Raw genomic sequence first — 20981 nt, 5'->3', positions numbered from 1 at the left:
TCGAGCCTCTTCAAGGAGAACGGCCATGGCAACAGCGGCCGCAACGGCGGGTGCCATTCCTGCCGATCAGCCCATGGACAAGCGCAAGCTCATCGCCTTCTTCGCGATGGTCTTCGGCATGTTCATGTCGATCCTCGACATTCAGATCGTCTCCGCGTCGCTCGCCGAGATTCAGGCCGGCCTCGGGGCGGGCTCCGACGAGGTCGCTTGGGTGCAGACCTCCTACCTGATCGCGGAAGTGATCATGATACCGCTGTCCGGCACGCTGGCGCGGATCCTCTCGACGCGCGTCCTGTTCAGCATCTGCGCAGCCGGCTTCACGATCGCCAGCGGCCTGTGTGCGACGGCAACCAGCATCGACCAGATGATCGTCTACCGTGCGATCCAGGGGTTCATCGGCGGCGGTATGATCCCGTCGGTCTTCGCGGCGGCGTTTACTATCTTCCCGCCCTCCAAGCGGGCGATCGTCTCGCCTATCATCGGTCTGGTCGCGACGCTGGCGCCGACCATCGGTCCAACGGTCGGCGGCTATCTCAGCCATGCCTTCTCCTGGCACTGGCTCTTCCTCGTCAACATCATCCCGGGCATTCTGGTGACGGCCGTTGCCTGGAGCATGATCGATTTCGACGAGCCGCAGAAAAGCCTGTGGAAGAAGTTCGACTGGTGGGGCCTGCTTTCGATGGCCTTGTTTCTGGGTTCGCTCGAATACGTACTGGAAGAGGGCAACAACAAGGACTGGTTCAACGACGAGCATATCCTCGTCGGTTCACTGGTGATGGTTGCCGGGGCGGTCGTCTTCTTCTGGCGCGCCTTCAGGGTCGATTTCCCCGTCGTCGATCTGAAGGCCTTCGCTAATCGCAACTTCGCCTTCGGCTCGCTGTTTTCCTTCGTCATGGGCATCGGGCTCTACGGACTGACCTATCTTTATCCTCTCTATCTCGGCCGCATCCGGGGCTATGACTCGCTGATGATCGGCGAGACGATGTTCGTTTCCGGCCTGGCCATGTTCTTCACCGCGCCGGTTGCCGGCATGCTCTCCAACCGGCTCGATCCGCGGGTGATGATGGCAATCGGCTTCTTCGGCTTTGCGCTCGGCACCTACATGATGACCGGGCTGACCGGCGACTGGGACTTCTACGAACTCCTCATCCCGCAGATCCTGCGTGGCTGCTCAATGATGCTGTGCATGGTGCCGATCAACAACATTGCCCTTGGCACGCTTCCGCCCGCACGTATCGGCAACGCCTCCGGCCTGTTCAACCTCACCCGCAATCTCGGCGGCGCAGTCGGCCTCGCCATCATCAATACGATGCTCACCCAACGCTCAGACGAGCATTACGCGCGGCTTTCGGAACATCTGAGCTACACCAATCCTGCAGCGCTCGACTGGCTCGGCAGTGTCGGGGCGAACTATGACAGCTTCGGACTCGATGGTGCTGCCGTCGCGCTGCAGAAGCTGTCCGGCATGGTGACACAGCAATCCTGGCTGTTGTCGTTCATCGACGTGTTCACCGCGTTGACAGCGCTGTTCGCAAGCCTGATCCTGCTGGTCATGCTGATCGCCAAGCCGTCCGGCCAGGCGGGTGGCGGTGCCGGCCACTAGCGGCGTCCTGCAGGTCGGCGAACCTCCCAAATTGCCGCAGGCTGCCGGTTTCGAACATTTCTGATTTACGTACCTCAAAAATTCCGCTACCACGAAAGCGGGAGGACGTATGAAGCCGACGGTCCATGACATTGCGCGCATCGCGGGCGTCAGCCTTGCCACGGTCGATCGTGTCCTGAATGGCCGGCCAGGTGTCAGAGGCGTCACGCGCGAGAAGGTGGAGAAGGCGATCGCATCGCTCGGCTATGTTCGTGATCTCGCCGCGGCCAACCTCGCCAAGGGCAGGACATATCGCTTCACCTTCATCCTGCCGTCGAACGACAATTCCTTCATGATCGGCCTCGGGCGGGAGGTCGAGGCGGCCATGCAGCGCTCGTCGGTGGAGCGCACGCGCATCGACATCGTTCGGGTTCCCGCGTTCGATACCCCGGCGCTTGTTGCGGCGCTCGAGGCGGTCCGTTCCGTACCGCCTGACGGCGTGGCTCTGGTCGCCATCGACGAGCCGGGCGTGCGGGCGGCGGTGGAGAAGCTTGCGGAGGCCGGTATCGCAGTCGTAACGCTGGTTTCCGACCTCAGCGGCTCCGCCCGCCATCACTATGCGGGCATCGACAACATCGCGGCAGGACGCACCGCGGCCAATCTCATGGGGCGCTTCCTCAGCAAGGTGGATGGCCGGGTCGGCGTGCTCGCCGGTTCGATGATGGTCCGCGACCACCGCGAGCGGCTCGAAGGCTTCCTTTCTGTCCTGTCGGAAGATTTCCCGCAGGTGGCGATCCTCCCCGTCATGGAGGCGCGCGACGATGCAACTGCTGCAGAGGCGCTGGTGTGGGAGGCGCTTCGCCGTCACGTGGGGCTGAACGGCATATACAACCTGGGTGCCGGCAATCGTGGCCTCATCCGCGCGCTTCGCGCGGTGGCGCCGGAGAAGCGGCCGGTGGTGATCGCCCATGAACTCACCGCCTCGACGCGGGAGGCGCTCCTCGATGGCACGATCGATGCCGTCCTCAACCAGGATGCCGGCCACGAGGTGCGCAGCGCCATCCGCGTGCTGAAGGCGAAGGCCGACGGCTTGCCGGTGCTCGCCGCCCAGGAGCGGATCCGCATAGACATTTTCCTCAAGGACAACCTGCCCTGAGGCGGAAGGAAGGAAACGGCATGTATCTCGGTCTCGATCTCGGAACGTCAGGCGTCAAGGCGATGCTGATCGACGGCGAGCAGCGCATCATCGGCTCCGCCAGCGGAGCGCTCGACGTTTCGCGTCCGCACACGGGCTGGTCGGAGCAGGATCCGGCACACTGGATACGCGCGACGGAAGAGGCGGTTGCCGGCTTGAAGGCGAAGTTCCCGAAGGAGCTTGCGGCGGTGAAGGGCATCGGGCTTTCCGGCCAGATGCATGGGGCAACCCTGCTCGACGCAGACAACAAGGTTCTGCGGCCCTGCATCCTCTGGAACGATACGCGCTCCTACGAGGAGGCCGCGAAACTGGATGCCGATCCGCGCTTCCGCAGCGTTACGGGTAATATTGTGTTCCCGGGCTTCACGGCGCCCAAGCTAGTCTGGGTAAAGAACAACGAGCCCGAGATATTCGCCAAGGTTGCGAAAGTGTTGCTGCCGAAGGACTATCTCCGCCTGTGGCTGACGGGCGAGCATATCTCTGAGATGTCGGATTCTGCCGGCACTTCCTGGCTCGATACGGGTGCGCGCAAATGGTCCGCTGAGCTGCTGGCTGCGACGGATCTGTCCGAAGATCACATGCCTTCGCTGGTCGAGGGAACGGAGCAGGGGGGGACCCTGCGCGGCGAACTCGCCTCGCAGTGGGGCATGAGGGATGGCGTCGTCGTAGCCGGCGGGGCAGGGGACAATGCAGCATCCGCCTGCGGCATGGGCACCGTCGCGGAAGGTCAAGCCTTCGTCTCGCTCGGCACCTCCGGCGTGCTCTTCGCCGCCAACGGCTCTTACCTGCCGAAGCCGGAAAGTGCGGTGCATGCCTTCTGCCACGCGCTGCCGGATACCTGGCACCAGATGGGTGTCATCCTTTCTGCCACCGATGCACTGAACTGGCATTCGCGTGTCACGGGCAAGAGTGCTGCCGAACTTACTTCGGAGCTTGGCGAGACGCTGAAGGCGCCAACGGGCGTCACCTTCCTGCCCTACCTCTCCGGCGAACGCACACCGCACAATGACGCGCAGATCCGCGGCGCCTTCGTCGGCCTCGGTCACGAATCGGAGCGTGCCGTGCTGACGCAGGCGGTGATCGAAGGCGTGACCTTCGCAATTCGTGACAACCTTGAGGCGCTGAAGTCCGCCGGTACGTCGATCTCCCGCGTCACCGCGATCGGCGGCGGCTCGCGCTCGCGCTACTGGCTCGCCTCCATCGCCACCTCCCTCGGCGTCCCCGTCGACATCCCCGCAGATGGCGACTTCGGTGCTGCCTTCGGCGCGGCCCGGCTTGGCCTCATCGCTGCAACGGGCGCCGACCCCATCGCGGTCTGCCAGCCGCCGAAGACGGCAGAGACGGTCGATCCCGTCTCGTCGTTCACGCAGGCCTACGAGGCCGCCTACGCACGTTACCGCGCCGCCTATCCGGCGATCCGCTCCCTCACGCACTAAGACAGATCGGGCTCCCAGGAGGAACACATGAGCACAGGCTTTTTCGGAGACATCCAGAAGATCAAGTACGAAGGCCCCGACAGCACCAACCCGCTGGCCTTCCGCCACTACAACCCGGACGAGCTCGTTGCCGGCAAGAGGATGGAGGACCATCTGCGGTTCGCCGTCGCCTACTGGCACACCTTCACCTGGCCGGGCGGCGATCCCTTCGGCGGCCAGACCTTCCAGCGCCCCTGGTTCGAGGATACCATGCAGGCGGCGAAGATGAAGGCGGATGTCGCTTTCGAATTCTACCAGCTGCTCGGTGCGCCCTTCTACTGCTTCCACGATGCGGACGTACGGCCGGAAGGCAATTCCTTTGCGGAGAACACCAAGAACCTCAACGAGATCGTCGACTATTTCGAGAAGAAGCAGGCCGAGACGGGAGTGAAGCTTCTCTGGGGGACGGCGAACCTCTTCTCGCACCGCCGTTTCATGGCAGGCGCCTCGACCAATCCGGATCCGGACGTCTTCGCCTTCTCTGCGGCGACAGTAAAGACCTGCCTGGACGCGACCAAGCGCCTCGGCGGCGTGAACTATGTCCTTTGGGGTGGCCGCGAAGGCTACGAAACCCTGCTCAACACCGACCTTTCGCGCGAGCTCGACCAGATGGGCCGCTTCCTCAACCTCGTGGTCGAATACAAATACAAGATCGGCTTCGGGGGCACGATCCTGATCGAGCCAAAGCCGCAGGAGCCGACCAAGCACCAGTACGACTACGACGTCGCGACCGTTTACGCCTTCCTGCAGAAGCATGGGCTGGAGAAGGAAGTGAAGGTCAACATCGAGCAGGGCCACGCCATCCTCGCCGGCCATTCCTTCGAGCACGAGATTGCCATGGCGAACGCCTTCGGCATCTTCGGCTCGATCGACATGAACCGCAACGACTACCAGTCGGGCTGGGACACCGACCAGTTCCCCAACAACGTGCCGGAAATGGCGCTCGCCTATTATCACATCCTGCAGGGGGGTGGCTTCCGCAACGGCGGCACTAACTTCGATGCCAAGCTGCGCCGCCAGTCGCTCGATCCGCAGGACCTGCTGATCGGCCATATCGGCGGCATGGATTGCTGCGCTCGTGGCCTGAAGGCGGCAGCCAGAATGATCGAAGACGGCGCGCTGTCGAAGCCGCTCGAGGAGCGTTATTCCGGCTGGGAAAGCCCCGAGGCGCAGAAGATGCTGCGCGGCGAATACAAGCTCGACGACATCGCGGCCATGGTGGAGCGGGAGAACATCAATCCGGAGCCGCGCTCCGGCCGTCAGGAATACCTGGAAAACGTCGTCAACCGCTACGTCTGATCAGATCATGGCGGGGCGGGCATCACGTGCCGGCCCCGCTCTTTTCTCAATCATCCTGCCTGGGCTCCTTGGCGCCAGGCGGTGAAGGAGCCGTGTAGAGCTGCCCCCTCGTCCAGCTCGGCGGAAGGTCGAGATCGCTCTGGCCCCAGAGGGTCAGCCGCCCTGTCTTGTAGGCCGCGCTGTCGCGCAACCGATCATGAACCGCCTGCATGGCGAGCGTCAGCGCCTGCACGCCATCCTCGCCGCAGGTGCGATGGGCCATTTCACCCTCGGGCCACCCGATCGACCACCGGCACTGGAATTCGCCGGTCGGAGCCATGGCAGGGACCTGAAACCTCACCACGAGCGGCGCGCCATCGAGTTCGAACCGGCGTTCCACGAAGGGCGTGTTGTCCATCTGGATTCTCGCGGTCAGCCTGCCTTCTCAGCGGTTGGAGCCTGATGCTCCACTCGTTCGCAAGCAGATGATAGGCGTGTCTTTTCGCAGCAGCAATGGGATCGCGTCACCAATGTGAATTCTGCACGCAAAGCTGCTTTACGTACCTCAAAATCTTGGCTAGCCTGAAATCGGGAGGAAGTTCAGGTGCATCTAGTCCTATCAGGATCTGCTGGCGCTGGTCGCGCGGGCGCGCTCGTGATGACTTCCGGGCGTCGGGCTGCAGGTGATGGCCCATGACACCTCAACCCTCTTCCGACCGCCTGCCGATCCTGGAAGCGCGAAGCCTTTCCAAGGCATTCGGGCCTGTCGAGGTGTTGCGCGACGTCAGCCTCACGGTACTGCCGGGTGAGGTACATGCCATCATCGGAGAGAATGGCGCCGGCAAGTCGACCTTGATGAAGATCCTCGCCGGCAACCATCAGCCGACGCGAGGCGAGATCCTCATCGATGGTCAGCCGGTACATCTGGCCGGTCCTGTGGATGCGGAAAACCGCGGCATCGTGCTGGTGCACCAGGAAATCCTGCTGGCGCCGGATCTCACCGTTGCCCAGAACATCTACCTCGGCCGTGAACTGCCGAAGGGCCTGACACTCGATGACCGCGCAATGAACGAGGGTGCTGCCAAAGGCCTTCGGGAGCTTGGCGCCGACATCTACCCGCAGGCCATCGTCGGCACCCTGTCGATCGCCCAGCGCCAGCTGGTCCAGATCGCCCGTGTGCTGCTCGTCCCGCACCGGATCGTCATCTTCGATGAGCCGACGGCGTCGCTGACGCCGTTCGAGACGGAAGCGCTGCTGAAGGTCATCAAGGACATTCGCGCCCAGGGGGTTGGCGTACTCTACATCTCGCACCGCCTGCCGGAGGTGAAGGAAATCGCGGATCGCGTGACAGTGCTCCGGGATGGTGGGCTCGTTGGCACCCACCTGGCATCCGAGCTCGAGCCTGCCGACATGGCGCGGCTGATGGTGGGGCGCGACGTCGCCAAGCTCTATCCCGAGCGACAATCGGCGGCAGCGCGTGAAACGGTGCTCGAGGTCGAGAACTTCGACGTGCCGGGCTATGCGAAGAACGCCAGCTTCCAGCTGCGCAAGGGAGAGATCCTGGGCTTCGCAGGTCTCGTCGGCGCCGGGCGCACGGAACTGATGGAAGGCCTCGTCGGCGTCAGGCGCGCGAGCGGAACCGTTCGCCACAACGGCCAGGCAGTTCATTTCCGGGATGCCAGCCAGAGCATGAAGGCAGGCATCGTCTACCTGTCCGAAGACCGCAAGGGCAAGGGCCTCTTGCTGCTGAAGGACCTCGCTACGAACCTGACGCTTGCCTCCATCCGTCGCTTCGTGCGCGGTCTCCAGATCGACAGGAACAGAGAGGCCGAGGCGCTTGATGGGGCAATCCGCGAATTCGACATCCGCACCGGCCGGAAGGACCTGCTTGCAGGCCAACTCTCAGGGGGCAACCAGCAGAAGCTGCTGATCGCCAAGATGATGATGCTCGATCCGTCGATCGTCATCATCGACGAGCCGACGCGCGGTATCGACATCGGCACGAAACAGCAAATCTACAAGTTCATCGCCCGGTTGGCGGAAGAGGGAAGGTCGATCATCGTCGTCTCCTCCGAAATGCCGGAGCTGATCGGCATCTGCGACCGCATCCTCGTCATGCGGTCAGGGCAGATCGTCGGCGAAGTGACGGGAGAACACATGACCGAGAATGAGATCGTGGTGCTCGCCACGGGCGTGAAGACCGGGGAGGCTGCCTGAAGCCATGACGACTGCCGCAACTGAAACGGCCAAGCCGAAGACCTCGCGCGACTGGGATCTGCGCGCGGTGGCACCCTTCGTCGCGCTCGCGCTGCTGCTCGTGCTCGGGGCGCTGGCCAACGAGAACTTCATCTCTGTTGCCAACCTGTCGAACGTCATCACCCGCAGCGCCTTCATCGCGATCATCGCCCTTGGGGCCACCTATGTGATCTCGTCCGGCGGTCTCGATCTTTCCGTCGGCGCCATGGTGGCTTTCGTCGCCAGCCTGATGATCATGTTCCTGAATTCTGGCGCAATCGCCGATCCCTTGCTGCTGCTCATCGCGGGAATGGCGCTCGCCGTGGCGATCGGTGCCGCCTGCGGGCTATTCAACGGCCTCATTACCACGGTCGGCCAGATCGAGCCCTTCATCGCGACGCTCGGCACGATGGGCATTTATCGCGGCCTGACCACCTGGCTCAGCCAGGGCGGGGCGATCACGCTGCGTGACCGCGAGCTTCAGTCGCTCTACCGGCCGGTCTATTTCGGCGAGGTGCTGGGCGTCCCGGTGCCGATCATCGTCATCTTCGTGACCGCAGCAATTGCCGCGTTCGTGCTCTACCGCACGCGCTACGGTCGCCACCTGATCGCGGTCGGTTCGAACGAGGACGTCGCTCGGTATTCCGGCATCTCGGTCAAGCGCGTGCGCACCGTTGCCTATGTCGTGCAGGGGCTTTGCGTCGCCATCGCGGTGCTGCTCTACGTGCCGCGCCTCGGATCGACCTCTGCCACCACCGGTATCCTCTGGGAGTTGCAGGCGATCACGGCCGTCGTGGTCGGCGGCACCGCTTTGCGAGGCGGTGTCGGGCGTATCTGGGGCACGCTCTGTGGCGCCTTCATCCTGGAGATCGTCGGCAACATCATGCTGTTGTCGAACTTCGTCAGCGAATACCTCATTGGCGCCATTCAGGGCGCGATCATCATCATCGCCATGCTCGTGCAGCGCTCGCTGTCACGGCGGTCGTGAGAACCGGCCGGGCTCACGGGTCGCGCCCAGCCGAAATCAAAGACCCAAACTTGGGAGAGAGAACATGCGTAGAAGAACTTTCGGGATCGCGGTTGCGGCACTTGCGGCTTCGGTAGCCATGGGTCCCAGCCTTGGCTGGGCGCAGGAAGAGAAGAAGGCAACCATCGGCGTGTCTATTCCGGCAGCCGATCACGGCTGGACCGCGGGCGTCGTATACCATGCCGAGCGCGTGGCAAAGCTCTTGATGGAAGAGCATCCGGGCCTCAACGTCATCGTCAAGACGTCGCCTGATCCGGCAAGTCAGGCAAATGCCGTGCAGGACCTCGCGGTGCAGGGCATCGACGCGCTGGTCATCCTGCCGACGGATCCGGATCCGCTCGTCAACGCCATCCAGCAGGTCAAGGATTCCGGCACCTTCGTCGCGCTCGTAGACCGCGCGCCTTCGAATAACGACAACTCGGTGCGCGACCTCTATGTCGCGGGCAACAACCCGGCGCTCGGCGAAGTGGCCGGGAAGTACATTGCCGAGACCACGCCGGATGCGGAAGTCGTCGTCATCCGCGGCCTGCCGATCCCGATCGACCAGCAGCGCCAGGACGGCTTCGACAAGGGCATCGAAGGGTCCAACGTGAAGGTGCTGGAGCGCCAGTACGGCAACTGGAACCGCGACGACGCCTTCCGCGTGATGCAGGACTACCTGACCAAGTATCCGAAGATCGACGTGGTCTGGGCGCAGGACGACGACATGGTCGTCGGTATCCTTGAAGCGATCGAGCAGTCCGGCCGCACGGATATCCAGTATGTGGTCGGTGGTGCCGGCTCCAAGGACATGGTCAAGCGAGTCATGGATGGCGACAAGATGGTGCCGGTCGACGTGCTCTATCCGCCGGCGATGATCGCAACCGCGATGCAGCTTACCGCCGACGGCTTGCTCGACCAGGTTCCGGTGAACGGCGAGTACATCCTCGATGCGACGCTCGTCACCAAGGACAACGCGGAGCAGTTCTACTTCCCGGATTCGCCGTTCTGATCAACCAGCGGCGCGCGCTTTCCATGGCGCGCGCCTTTTTCATGTCCGCCACACCGAGAGATCATCGAAGGAGCAAGCTCATGAAGACCATCAAGGGACCGGCCATTTTCCTCGGCCAGTTCGCTGGCGACGAGGCGCCGTTCAACTCCTGGGACGCGATCACCAAGTGGGCGGCCGAAAAGGGTTATGTCGGCGTGCAGGTGCCGACCTGGGCCGCCCAGCTCATCGATCTGAAGAAGGCGGCTGAATCCAAGGATTACTGCGACGAATTCGCCGGCGTCGCCCGCCAGAACGGGATCGAGGTGACGGAACTTTCCACCCACCTTCAGGGCCAACTGGTTGCCGTACACCCGGCCTATGACGAAGCCTTTGACGGCTTCGCAGCTCCGGAAGTCCGGGGCAATCCGAAGGCGCGGCAGGAATGGGCGGTCAACCAGGTCAAGATGGCTCTTTCGGCGTCCAAGCACCTCGGCATCAAGGCGCATGCAACCTTCTCCGGCGCGCTCGCCTGGCCCTTCATCTACCCTTGGCCGCAGCGCCCCGCCGGCCTCATCGAAACCGCCTTCGAGGAGCTTGCCCGCCGCTGGACGCCGATCCTCGACCATGCCGACTCCTGCGGCGTCGATGTCTGCTACGAGATCCATCCGGGCGAGGACCTGCATGACGGCGTCACCTTCGAGATGTTCCTCGAGCGGGTGAAGAACCACCCACGCGCCAACATGCTCTATGACCCGTCGCACTACGTGCTGCAGTGCCTGGACTATCTGGACAACATCGACATCTACAAGGACCGGATCAAGATGTTCCACGTCAAGGACGCGGAGTTCAATCCAACGGGGCGGCAGGGTGTTTATGGCGGCTACCAGGGCTGGGTGCAGCGTGCCGGCCGCTTCCGGTCGCTGGGTGACGGGCAGGTCGATTTCGGCGCTGTCTTCTCCAAGCTCACCGCCAACGACTTCGACGGCTGGGCTGTGGTCGAGTGGGAATGCGCGCTGAAGAATTCCGAAGACGGCGCGCGCGAGGGTGCGGAGTTCGTCAAGGCGCACATCATCCGGGTCACGGAGAAGGCGTTCGACGACTTTGCCGCCGGCGGCACGGACGAAGCCGCAAACCGCCGGATGCTGGGCCTGTAAGGGAGAGAAGACGATGGCTATCGAAGGCAAGGACGAACAGGCACGTGAGCCGCGCATCCGGCTCGGCATGGTGGGCGGGGGGACAGGTGCCTTCATCGGCGCCGTCCATCGCATGGCGGCAAGGCTGGACGACCAGTTCGATCTGGTTGCCGGTGCTCTCTCCTCGACGCCGGAAAAGGCGATGCAGTCCGGGCGCGACCTCGGGCTCGATCCGGCCCGCACCTACGGCTCATACAAGGAAATGGCGATCCGCGAGGCGCGGCTGAAGAACGGCATCGAGGCCGTGTCCATCGTGACCCCGAACCATGTGCACTATGAAGCCGCCAAGGAATTCCTGCGCCGCGGCATCCATGTCATCTGCGACAAGCCGCTGACCTCGAACCTGGCAGACGCAACGAAACTGAAGAAGGTGGCGGACGAGAGTGACGCGCTGTTCATCCTGACCCATAACTACACCGGCTATCCGATGGTGCGGCAGGCGCGCGAGATGGTGCAGAACGGCGACCTCGGCGCGCTCCGAGTCGTGCAGGTGGAATATCCCCAGGACTGGCTGACGGAAGCGGTCGAGCAGACCGGCGCCAAGCAGGCGGTCTGGCGCACCGACCCGGCACAGTCGGGGGCGGGCGGTTCCACCGGCGACATCGGCACGCATGCCTATAACCTTGCCTGCTTCGTCACCGGTCTCACGCTGGAAAGCCTTGCGGCCGATCTCGACAGCTTCGTCGAGGGCCGGCGGCTGGATGACAATGCCCATGTCATGCTGCGTTTTCAGGGCGGCGCCAAGGGCATGCTCTGGTGCAGTCAGGTCGCGCCGGGCAACGAGAACGGGCTTAGGCTGCGTGTCTACGGTGAAAACGGCGGGCTCGAATGGAGCCAGGAGAACCCGAACTACCTCTGGTTCACCCCGTTCGGCGAACAGAAGCGGCTGATCACCCGCAACGGCGCCGGGGCAGGGAGTGCGGCCGGTCGCGTGTCCCGAATTCCATCCGGGCATCCGGAGGGCTATCTGGAAGCCTTTGCAACAATTTACACGGAAGCAGCCCGGGCCATCAATGCAGCCAAGAAGGGCTCAAAGCTCGACAAGGACGTCGTCTTTCCGACGGTCGACGACGGCGTGAAGGGCGTCGCTTTCGTCGAGGCCTGCGTCGCTTCGTCGAAGAAGAACGGCGCTTGGGTTAAAGTCTGAGGCCCGCAGGTTGAGCCCTCTCCCTCGTGGCGAGGGCCTGGCCCTGCCGGGCTCATGCTCCGACCCGGCTCGTCATCCGCCAGACAAATCCTTCGGGCGGGAAGTCGATCGTCACCTCTGCTTCCAGCCCGCTCCTGACCATGTCGACGATGACGGTCTGACCAAATCCCTTCCGTTCCGGTGGGGCAGGTGGCGTGGAGGCTTCTTCCCTCCACTCCATTCGCCAGGCTCCCTCGCCGGTCCGCTCCCAGCTCAACCGCACCTTGCCCCTGTCGTCGGAAAGCGCGCCGTATTTCAGGCTGTTCGTGCAAAGCTCATGCAGTGCCATGCTCAGTGTCTGTGCCTCGCGGGAGCCGATGCGGATGGTGGGACCTGAGGCAAGGATACGATCCTCGGCGATGCCGGAAAGATGAGACATCTGCGCGGCGACCAGTTCGTCCAGTAGCACGCCCGACCAGTCGGTGCGCAGCAGCAGGTCGTTGCATGCAGAGAGAGACTGCAAACGCTCCCCGAAAGACCGCAGGAAGTCCCTGGGGTCCCGAAAGATCGTGCTGCGGGCGATCGCTTGGACAACCGCGAGGATGTTCTTGGTCCGGTGGTTCAGTTCCGCCATGAGGAGGCGTGTATGCTCCTCCGCGGCAAGTTCGTCCGTTACGTCGATATTCACTCCGGTCATGCCGAGGAACGCGCCGTTCTCGTCAAACCGCGGGTTCGCGAGCGTCCTCATCGTCCGGTAGGCGCCGTCCGCCCTTTTGTAGCGGGCTTCCACGGTGAACGATGTGTGGTCCGCCATCGCTTGGCCAAAGGGACCGGACAGTTTCTCCACATCGTCCGGATGCACCGTCGAACTCCAGTCGAATTCCGCCAGGTTCTCCGGATCCACCCCCCAGAACGAGCGCAGCGCGCGGTTCAGGAAGACGCACTTGCCGACTTCGTCGCCCATCCAGAGCATGGCCGGTGAAGTCTCCGCCATGGCACGGACGAATTCTAAACGGGCGTTGCCGGCAGGTTCTGCTCGATCATCGGACGCGGCCGGTGATGCCATTACGGTACGTCTTTCCACTACGCGTTTCGGGGGGAAGATCGCATATCCTCATCATAGCCACAATGTCTGCAAGAGATGACCGCGTGGCGGCATAAGCATCTGCCCTGTTTGCTATCACTGGCGCTGTCGCGGAGGACTGATATCCAACTTCTGCAACGTTGCAGTTTTTTCCTCAGCAATCTTCCCTGCCTCCAAGCTTTCGTCTAAACCGCACCCCGCAACAAAGCGCATCCATCAAGTACTCGGCCTAGCGACCAGAGGACCGTAACATGTCTGATCCCAAGATTCTTGCTGCCCGTTTCCCCGGCGATTTCACATTCGGCGTTGCCACCGCCTCCTTTCAGATCGAAGGAGCGACGAAGGAGGACGGCCGCAAGCCTTCGATCTGGGATGCCTTCTCGAACATGCCTGGTCGCGTCTATGGCCGTCACAACGGCGATGTCGCCTGCGACCATTATCATCAGCTGGACGAGGATCTCGACCTGATCAAGGAGATGGGCGTCTCCGCATACCGTTTCTCTGTCGCCTGGCCGCGGATCATTCCCGAAGGGGTCGGTCGGGTGAACGAGAAAGGGCTCGATTTCTACGACCGGCTGGTCGACGGCTGCAAGGCGCGCGGCATCAAGACCTACGCGACGCTCTACCACTGGGACCTGCCGCTTGCCTTGATGGGCGATGGAGGCTGGACGGCCCGCTCCACTGCCTATGCATTCCAGCGCTATGCCAAGGTCGTGATGTCTAGGCTCGGCGACCGGCTGGATGCCGTCGCGACGTTCAATGAGCCCTGGTGCTCCGTCTGGCTCAGCCATCTGTACGGCGAACACGCGCCGGGCGAGCGCAACATGGAAGCAGCCCTTTACGCCATGCACTACACCAACCTCGCCCACGGCCTTGGCGTCGAAGCCATTCGCGAGGTCACCCCGAACGTGCCCGTCGGGCTGGTTCTCAACGCGCATTCCGTCATCGCCGGTTCCGAAAGCACCGAGGACAAGGCCGCCTCCGAGCGCGCCTTCGATTTCCACAACGGCGCCTTCTTCGGACCGGTGTTCAAGGGCGAGTATCCGCCGGCGCTTCTCGAAGCGCTGGGGGACCGCATGCCGAAGATAGAGGAAGGCGATCTCGCAACGATCAGCGGCAAGCTCGATTGGTGGGGGCTCAACTATTATACGCCGATGCGGGTGGCTGATGATGCGGCACAAAGCGGCGACTTCCCCTGGACGAAGGACGCGCCGCCAAAGAGCGATCAGAAGACCGACATCGGTTGGGAAATCTATGCGCCGGCCCTGAAGCTGCTCGTCGAAGACCTCTACCGGCGCTACGACCTTCCTGAGATGTACATCACCGAGAACGGCGCGGCCTACAATATGGGCGTCGGTGCAGACGGAGAGGTGGATGACAAGCCACGGCTCGACTACTACGCCGACCACCTCTCGGTCTGCGCGGATCTGATCGCTGACGGCTTTCCCCTCCGCGCTTACTTCGCCTGGAGCCTGATGGACAACTTCGAATGGGCAAAGGGCTATCAGATGCGCTTCGGCCTCGTCCATGTCGATTACGATACGCAGATCCGGACCATCAAGAAGAGCGGCAAGTGGTATAGCGCGCTTGCATCCGAGTTTTCCAAGGGCAACCACAGGATGAAATCTTAACCTCTCTCATCTCTACTGGCGGCCTTCTCGAACGGAGGCTTTGGTGATGAGTTGTGCGGGCTGCAGGGACGGAGAAGGCTTCGAGCTTCCCTTCTCGATGGCGTTCCAGCCGATCGTAGATGTATCTAGGGGCAACGTCTTCGCCTATGAAGCCCTCGTCCGAGGGGTCAATGGAGAAGGTGCCGGTAGCGTTCTTTCTGCCGTCAACGAGGCCAATCGCTACGCCTTCGACCAGAGCTGCCGCCAGAAGGCTATCGAGCTTGCCTCCCGTCTCAGGAGCGACCGGGATGCCAGCCTCTCCATCAACTTCATGCCCAACGCCGTCTACGAGCCGCGCGCCTGCATACGCGTCACGCTTGCCACCGCGTCGCGCGTGTCCTTCCCGCTGAACCGCATCATCTTCGAGTTCACCGAAGCCGAGCAGGTCGATACCAACCATCTTCTCAACATCCTGCGGACCTACAAGGGCATGGGCTTCAGGACCGCGATCGACGATTTCGGGGCCGGTCATTCTGGGCTCAATTTGCTGGCCAGGTTCCAGCCCGATATCGTCAAGCTCGACATGGACCTGATCCGCGGCATCGATCTCGACCGCGCGAAGCGCGTCGTCGTGCAGCACACATTGGCGATGCTTGCAGACCTTGGCGTCACAGCAGTGTGCGAGGGAATCGAGACCTCGGCGGAGATGGCGGTGCTCCGTGACCTGGGCGTGACGCTGATGCAGGGCTATCTCTTCGGTCGCCCCGCCTTCGAGGCTTTCTCGCCCCCGATGTTCGACCTCGCAGCCTGAGGCTGTGGCACGGTTATTTCCCTTTTCACGCTATGACTAGAAAGTCATGCCTCGGCCCGGCTGGTGGTGCAGTGCGATAAGCATGAGGCGAGCAGTCAAGCCGCAGCAGGCAAGGGTTTGATCAGGTGAATGCAAAGATGCTAGAGCGGTGCCAAACCGTCCGAATGTGTATGCGGAGCTGACGTTCCGGCACTCGTTCGTCTTTCCGCATGTGCGGCATTCACCACAGAGAAGTTCATGACCTACCTGCCCATATACCGTGAAGCCTCCCTGCGAGGCCTCCGATGAACCGCGTCGATCCCCATCAGTCTCCGGCCGCTGTCCCGATGGTCACGTTCGAGGAGGTCACCAAGCGCTTCGGCGGCACCGGGAACCAGCCCGCATTCACCGCGCTCGACGGCGTGAGCATGGTTGTCCCGCGGGGCGCGATCACCGGCATCATAGGCCGGTCGGGCGCAGGCAAGTCGACGCTCATCCGGCTGGTCAACGGCTTGGAGAAGGCGACGTCGGGACGAGTCGTCGTCGACGGCGTCGAAGTGGGCAGCCTTCCGGAGCCGGGCCTGCGTGACCTGCGCCGACAGGTCGGCATGATCTTCCAGCACTTCAATCTCCTCTCGTCGCGTACGGCCTTCGACAACGTGGCGCTGCCGCTCGAGATCGCAGGCATGGACCGCAAGGCGATCCGCGATCGCGTTGCGCCGCTCCTCGACCTCGTCGGTCTCGGTGACAAATCCGGCCGCTACCCGGCAGAACTCTCCGGCGGGCAGAAGCAGCGTATCGGCATTGCCCGGGCGCTGGCGACGGAACCCAAGCTTCTGCTGTCGGACGAGGCAACCTCGGCACTCGACCCGGAGACGACGCAGTCGATCCTGGAACTCCTCAAGACGATCAACCGCGACCTCGGCCTTACCGTCCTGCTCATCACCCACGAGATGGAGGTGGTGAAGACGATCGCCTCGCAGGTCGCGGTCATCGACAAGGGCAAGATCGTGGAAAATGGACGGACATTCGACGTGTTCACTGCTCCCCAGCACGAGACCACCCGTTCGCTCCTGTCGGCCGCGATTGGCGCGAAGCTGCCGGAATGGATCAGTTCCGATCTGAAGCAGACGCCGGCCGAGGGTGATCGTGCGCTCGTACGGCTGATCTTCTTCGGGGAGACGGCCTTCCAGCCGCTGACCGCGCGCCTGGTCGCCGAGATCGGCCCTGACGTCAACATACTGGCCGGCGCGATCGACGAGATCGCCGGCGAGCCTTACGGATCGCTTGTCGTTTCCTATCCGGCCGATCCGGATACCCTCACAAGGGCCGGCGACTTCTATCGGCAGACCGGTCTATCGACGGAGGTGCTCGGCTATGGCGCCTGACATGCTCTTTTCCCTTCTCTGGAAGGCTCTCCTGCAGACCATGTACATGGTGGCCGTTGCAGGCTTCATCGGCTCGTTGATCGGGATGCCCATCGGCATCTTCCTTGCCACCAGCGGGAAGGGCGAGTTGTTCCCGGCGCCGACGGTCAACAAGATCTTCGGTGCGATCGTCAATGCGACGCGCTCCACGCCGTTCATCATCCTCGTCGTGGCGATCATTCCCTTCACGCGGCTGATCGCCGGAACCTCGATCGGAACCGCTGCAGCCATCGTGCCGCTGACGATCGCGACCATTCCCTTCGTTGCGCGGCTGATCGAGTCCTCGATCCGCGAAGTCGACAAGGGCCTGATCGAAGCGGCAAGGGCCATGGGCGCGACACCCCTGCAGATCGTCACCAAGGTCCTGCTGGCGGAAGCTCGCCCGGGTATCGTCCTTGGCCTGACGCTGACGCTCGTCAGTCTGGTTGGCTATTCCGCCATGGTTGGCGCAGTCGGCGGCGGCGGACTCGGCGACCTCGGCATCCGCTACGGTTACCAGCGCTTCATGCCGGAAGTCATGCTCGCTGTCGTCGTCGTGCTGATCGTCGTCGTCCAGGCGATCCAGAGCGCCGGCGACATACTCGCGCGCCACTTCGACAAGCGGACCCGCAAGAACTGAACCCATAAAACCAACAAGGAGAGAACCATGAAGAAGATCATCCTGGCAGCCGCCATCGCTGCCTTTGCCGCCGGCTCGGCGCTTGCCGAGGACATCAAGATCGGCGTCACCCCTGGCCCGCATGCCCAGATCATGGAGAAGGTGAAGGAAATCGCCGCCACGAAGGGGCTCAACATCGAGATCCTCGAGTTCTCCGACTATGTCGTGCCGAACCAGGCGCTGGCCGATGGCGATCTCAACGCCAATTCCTTCCAGCACCAGCCCTATCTCGACAACCAGGTCGCAGACCGCGGCTTCGACATCGTCAGCGTTGCCACGAACGTCAACTTCCCGATGGGCATCTATTCCAAGAAGGTAAAGAGCCTCGACGAACTCCAGGACGGCGCTTCCGTCGCCATTCCGAACGACCCGACGAATGGCGGCCGAGCGCTGCTGCTGCTCGCGGACAAGGGGCTCATCAAGGTTGACGAGGCCAAGGGCGTCAAGGTCACCATCGCCGACGTCACCGAAAACCCGAAGAACATCCAACTCGTCGAACTGGACGCAGCGCAACTGCCGCGGTCGCTCGATGACGTCGACGCTTCCGCCATCAACACCAACTATGCCATCGAAGCGGGCATGAACCCGAAGACGGACTCGATCGCGCTTGAAGGCGAGAAGGCCCCCTATGTCAACGTCATCGCCGTTCGCTCGGAAGACAAGGATGCCGAGTGGCTGAAGACGCTGATCGCTTCCTACCACAATGACGAAGTGAAGGCATTCGTCGCCGAAGAGTTCAAGGGTGCCGTGATCGCCAGCTGGTAATAGCGGCCCAGGAAATAGAGAAAAGGCCGCGTCCCGTGGGGCGCGGCCTTTTGCGTGAGGACCTATGGAACGAACGTCACCCGCCGATATGCTTCTGCCCACGCTGCTTCGCCAGCGCGATCTGGTGCTGGCGCTGGCGGTAGCGTTCCCGATCGGCTTCCGTGCGCGTGTCGTAGCAATGGCTGCAGGAAACGCCTTCCTCGTAGTAGGGAGAGTTCACTTCTTCGGCCGTGATGGGGTTGCGACAGGCGTGGCAGAGCCTGTGGTTGCCTTCCTTGAGGCCGTGCTCGACCGAGACGCGCTCGTCGAAGACGAAGCAGGCGCCCTCCCACAGGCTCTCTTCGGCGGGCACTTCTTCCAGATATTTCAGGATGCCGCCCTTGAGGTGATAGACGTCATCGAAGCCCTGCTCCTTCATGAAGGCCGTTGCCTTTTCGCAGCGGATGCCGCCGGTGCAGTACATGGCGATCTTCGGCTTATTGTGCAGGCCGGTGTTGTTCTTCACCCAATCGGGGAATTCCCGGAAGGTCTTCGTCTTCGGATCGACCGCGCCCTTGAATATCCCGATCGCCGTCTCGTAGTCGTTGCGGGTATCGATCACGATCGTCTCCGGGTCGGAGATCAGCGCGTTCCAGTCCTTCGGATCCACATAGGTGCCGACGATCTTGTTGGGGTCGATGTCCTCGACGCCCATGGTGACGATTTCCTTCTTCAGGCGGACCTTCATGCGCAGGAAGGGCATCTTCGAGGCGCGGCTCTCCTTGTGCTCCAGCTTCGCAAATTCCGGCTGGGCGCGCAGGAAGGCGAGAAGGCGCGCAATTGCCTCATCCGTCCCGGCGACGGTGCCGTTGATCCCCTCGCGGGCGATGAGCAGCGTGCCCTTGATGCCGTTCTCGTCGCAGACCGCCTGCAGCGGCGCGCGGAAGGTCTCGTAGCGCGGAAAGGTCGCAAAGTGGTAGAGCGCGGCCACGCAAGTGGTGCCTGCTGCCGGCCGGTCGATGGTCGTGGTGTCGGTCATGGTGGGGAAATACTACCAGACGGTCGGCCACGCAACGCGCTTTCTGTCGCTGTCGGGCCCTCCGCTACCTGCGCGATGCCGCCTCCTGCCAAAGGAGCGCGATGCGGGTGGCCTCCGTATCGGCATCGTCCGCGAACACAAGCCTTGCCTGCTCGATCGCCCGCTGACGCAGGTCCTGCTGGCGGGCGATGATCGCTCCGATCAGTCTTGCCAGAGTATCGCTGTCGCCGAAGAGCTCGGGGTTTTCGTTCACCACCTGGGTCAGGACCGAAAGATCGTGCTCATGGCCGAGCACATCCACCAGTGCCTTCGCCTCCCTCCGCTTGGCCTGCATGGCCGATGGCCAGAGGTCGGAAAGGAGTGCCAGGTGCATCCAGTAGATCTGGCCCACCTTGCGGAGGTCGTGGAAGGCTTCGGCATCCGCGCCTTCCTCACAGGCGACAAGATCAGCCGCCGCGCGCGACGCCTGCTTTCGCCAGGCTTTTGCCAGTCGCCGCGAGGTCTTGCGGGAACCGTCATCGAGTTCCAGTTCGTCCAGTGCATCGATTGCCTCGCGGCATGTGCCGATGGCGGCGGCGATCTTGTCCGCCAGGTCCAGCTCCTCCGATGCGATCTGGTCGCGTCGCTCGATCAGGGCCTTGGAGGCGAAGGCAAGCGCCGAGATCTCGTCTGGTGATGTCGCTTCAGAAGCAAGGTAGTCGACCGTCTCGACCAGCGCAGTGGCGTCGCGTACCGCCGAAAGCGTCTTCGCCATGTCGCGGATGCGGGCGTTCTCGCGCTGCCGGAACTCCTTGGCATCCGGCTGGATCAGGCGGTAGAGGGCGCGGACGCGCTTGAACTTCTTGCGCGCCCCATGGATTGCCTCGTGGGGGCCCTCGGGCTGGTTCTCCAGGAAATGGATCGCCTTTTCCAGCTGCGTTCGGGCAACCTTCCTGAACTCGGCGGTGAATGGGCGATCAGGCCGAATGCGAAACGCCACCGCAAAGCTCCCCGCTCAGGTCCTCGGTCGCCATCACCAGATTGGAGAACCGGCGGTCCCCCGTTACCTCCTGCCCGACCCAGGACGGCAAGGGGGGCTGCTGGTCTTCATGTTCCATCTCCACCTCGGCCACGACCAGGCCTTCATAGGCCCCGGCATAGACGTCCACTTCCCAGGTGAAGCCTTCGTGCTCCACCTCATGGCGCGTCTTCTCCAGCACGATGCCGAGGGCGCTGCCGATCAGTTCGCGGGCATCCTCGACGGGGATGTCGTATTCAAATTCGTCGCGGCTGATGAGCTGCCGGCCGATCTTGATGGTAAGGGTGGCGCGCTTGTCGTCGATCAGCCGCACGCGCAGCGATCGATCCTCCTGCGTGGCGACATAGGCCTGGATGAAGGTGGAAGCCGAGACCGCTTCTGCGCGCCACCCGTCGTCCTTCACCAGAAACTTCCGCTCGATTTCCTTGGCCATGCGCATCCCCGTTCCCGGTCTTGCTGAAACCTATGGCAAAACCGCCATTTGGCAAACCTTCACAGCGGCGGAAGGTTTATTTTTCCTCGACAAGTCG

General features: G+C 62.8%; 19 protein-coding genes. 14 read left to right on the top strand and 5 right to left on the bottom strand.

The window, feature by feature from the left end:
- Positions 1–25: 25 nt before the first annotated feature.
- The 4 genes from NT26_RS13495 (at position 26) to xylA (ending at position 5551) form a co-directional block, all read left to right on the top strand.
- On the top strand, positions 26–1603 hold the full coding sequence (locus NT26_RS13495) for a DHA2 family efflux MFS transporter permease subunit (RefSeq protein ID WP_052639471.1): 1578 nt from the start codon (positions 26–28) through the stop codon (positions 1601–1603).
- A 109-nt stretch (positions 1604–1712) separates the two neighbouring features.
- Positions 1713–2738, top strand: a complete 1026-nt coding sequence (locus NT26_RS13490; protein ID WP_052639470.1) for a LacI family DNA-binding transcriptional regulator — start codon at positions 1713–1715, stop codon at positions 2736–2738.
- Positions 2739–2758: 20 nt separating this feature from the next.
- Positions 2759–4213 (top strand): xylulokinase, encoded by a 1455-nt coding sequence (gene xylB, locus NT26_RS13485; protein ID WP_052639469.1) that lies wholly within the window; start codon positions 2759–2761, stop codon positions 4211–4213.
- A 27-nt stretch (positions 4214–4240) separates the two neighbouring features.
- On the top strand, positions 4241–5551 hold the full coding sequence (gene xylA, locus NT26_RS13480; RefSeq protein ID WP_052639468.1) for a xylose isomerase: 1311 nt from the start codon (positions 4241–4243) through the stop codon (positions 5549–5551).
- Between the two features lie 46 nt (positions 5552–5597).
- Here xylA and NT26_RS13475 read toward each other — a convergent pair whose 3' ends face one another.
- Positions 5598–5948: a DUF6968 family protein gene (locus NT26_RS13475; protein WP_052639467.1), complete on the bottom strand. Its 351-nt coding sequence runs from the start codon at positions 5946–5948 to the stop codon at positions 5598–5600.
- Between the two features lie 275 nt (positions 5949–6223).
- On the opposite strand from NT26_RS13475, the gene NT26_RS13470 reads away from it, so the two are divergent.
- From NT26_RS13470 to NT26_RS13450, 5 genes are all read left to right on the top strand, one after another.
- A complete protein-coding gene (locus NT26_RS13470; protein WP_052639466.1) occupies positions 6224–7747 on the top strand; it encodes a sugar ABC transporter ATP-binding protein in 1524 nt (507 codons plus the stop codon).
- Positions 7748–7751: 4 nt separating this feature from the next.
- A complete protein-coding gene (locus NT26_RS13465; protein WP_052639465.1) occupies positions 7752–8753 on the top strand; it encodes an ABC transporter permease in 1002 nt (333 codons plus the stop codon).
- Positions 8754–8817: 64 nt separating this feature from the next.
- A complete protein-coding gene (locus tag NT26_RS13460; protein ID WP_052639464.1) occupies positions 8818–9783 on the top strand; it encodes a substrate-binding domain-containing protein in 966 nt (321 codons plus the stop codon).
- 80 nt (positions 9784–9863) lie between these two features.
- Positions 9864–10916, top strand: a complete 1053-nt coding sequence (locus NT26_RS13455; RefSeq protein WP_052639463.1) for a sugar phosphate isomerase/epimerase family protein — start codon at positions 9864–9866, stop codon at positions 10914–10916.
- A 13-nt stretch (positions 10917–10929) separates the two neighbouring features.
- A complete protein-coding gene (locus NT26_RS13450; protein ID WP_052639462.1) occupies positions 10930–12102 on the top strand; it encodes a Gfo/Idh/MocA family protein in 1173 nt (390 codons plus the stop codon).
- Between the two features lie 52 nt (positions 12103–12154).
- On the opposite strand, the gene NT26_RS13445 is transcribed toward NT26_RS13450, so the two are convergent.
- Positions 12155–13147, bottom strand: coding sequence for an HWE histidine kinase domain-containing protein (locus tag NT26_RS13445; RefSeq protein WP_052639460.1), 993 nt, complete (start codon positions 13145–13147; stop codon positions 12155–12157).
- 269 nt (positions 13148–13416) lie between these two features.
- Here NT26_RS13445 and NT26_RS13440 point away from each other — a divergent pair, with 269 nt between their 5' ends.
- The 5 genes from NT26_RS13440 (at position 13417) to NT26_RS13420 (ending at position 18415) form a co-directional block, all read left to right on the top strand.
- Positions 13417–14796 (top strand): GH1 family beta-glucosidase, encoded by a 1380-nt coding sequence (locus tag NT26_RS13440; RefSeq protein ID WP_052639458.1) that lies wholly within the window; start codon positions 13417–13419, stop codon positions 14794–14796.
- Between the two features lie 46 nt (positions 14797–14842).
- Positions 14843–15586, top strand: a complete 744-nt coding sequence (locus NT26_RS13435) for an EAL domain-containing protein (protein WP_052639456.1) — start codon at positions 14843–14845, stop codon at positions 15584–15586.
- 326 nt (positions 15587–15912) lie between these two features.
- The gene (locus NT26_RS13430; protein ID WP_052642179.1) at positions 15913–16953 is read left to right on the top strand and encodes a methionine ABC transporter ATP-binding protein; all 1041 of its coding nucleotides are present in this window, start codon (positions 15913–15915) and stop codon (positions 16951–16953) included.
- Positions 16943–17611 carry a methionine ABC transporter permease gene (locus tag NT26_RS13425; RefSeq protein WP_052639454.1) on the top strand — a complete coding sequence of 223 codons (669 nt, stop codon included), beginning with the start codon at positions 16943–16945 and terminating at the stop codon, positions 17609–17611. The genes NT26_RS13430 and NT26_RS13425 overlap by 11 nt, the downstream gene beginning before the upstream one ends.
- 27 nt (positions 17612–17638) lie before the next feature.
- Positions 17639–18415 carry a MetQ/NlpA family ABC transporter substrate-binding protein gene (locus NT26_RS13420; protein WP_052639452.1) on the top strand — a complete coding sequence of 259 codons (777 nt, stop codon included), beginning with the start codon at positions 17639–17641 and terminating at the stop codon, positions 18413–18415.
- Positions 18416–18491: 76 nt separating this feature from the next.
- Here NT26_RS13420 and trhO read toward each other — a convergent pair whose 3' ends face one another.
- From trhO to NT26_RS13405, 3 genes are all read right to left on the bottom strand, one after another.
- Positions 18492–19433 (bottom strand): oxygen-dependent tRNA uridine(34) hydroxylase TrhO, encoded by a 942-nt coding sequence (gene trhO / locus NT26_RS13415; protein WP_052639450.1) that lies wholly within the window; start codon positions 19431–19433, stop codon positions 18492–18494.
- Between the two features lie 64 nt (positions 19434–19497).
- The gene (locus tag NT26_RS13410) at positions 19498–20412 is read right to left on the bottom strand and encodes a CHAD domain-containing protein (protein ID WP_052639447.1); all 915 of its coding nucleotides are present in this window, start codon (positions 20410–20412) and stop codon (positions 19498–19500) included.
- Complete coding sequence (locus NT26_RS13405; RefSeq protein WP_052642177.1) at positions 20390–20884, bottom strand: CYTH domain-containing protein; 495 nt, start codon at positions 20882–20884, stop codon at positions 20390–20392. The genes NT26_RS13410 and NT26_RS13405 overlap by 23 nt, the downstream gene beginning before the upstream one ends.
- Positions 20885–20981: the final 97 nt, after the last annotated feature.

It is taken from the genome of Pseudorhizobium banfieldiae (assembly GCF_000967425.1).
GTDB lineage: Bacteria > Pseudomonadota > Alphaproteobacteria > Rhizobiales > Rhizobiaceae > Neorhizobium > Neorhizobium banfieldiae.
Note: the sequence above shows the minus strand (reverse complement) of the source record. Positions and strands in the feature narration are given on the sequence as shown.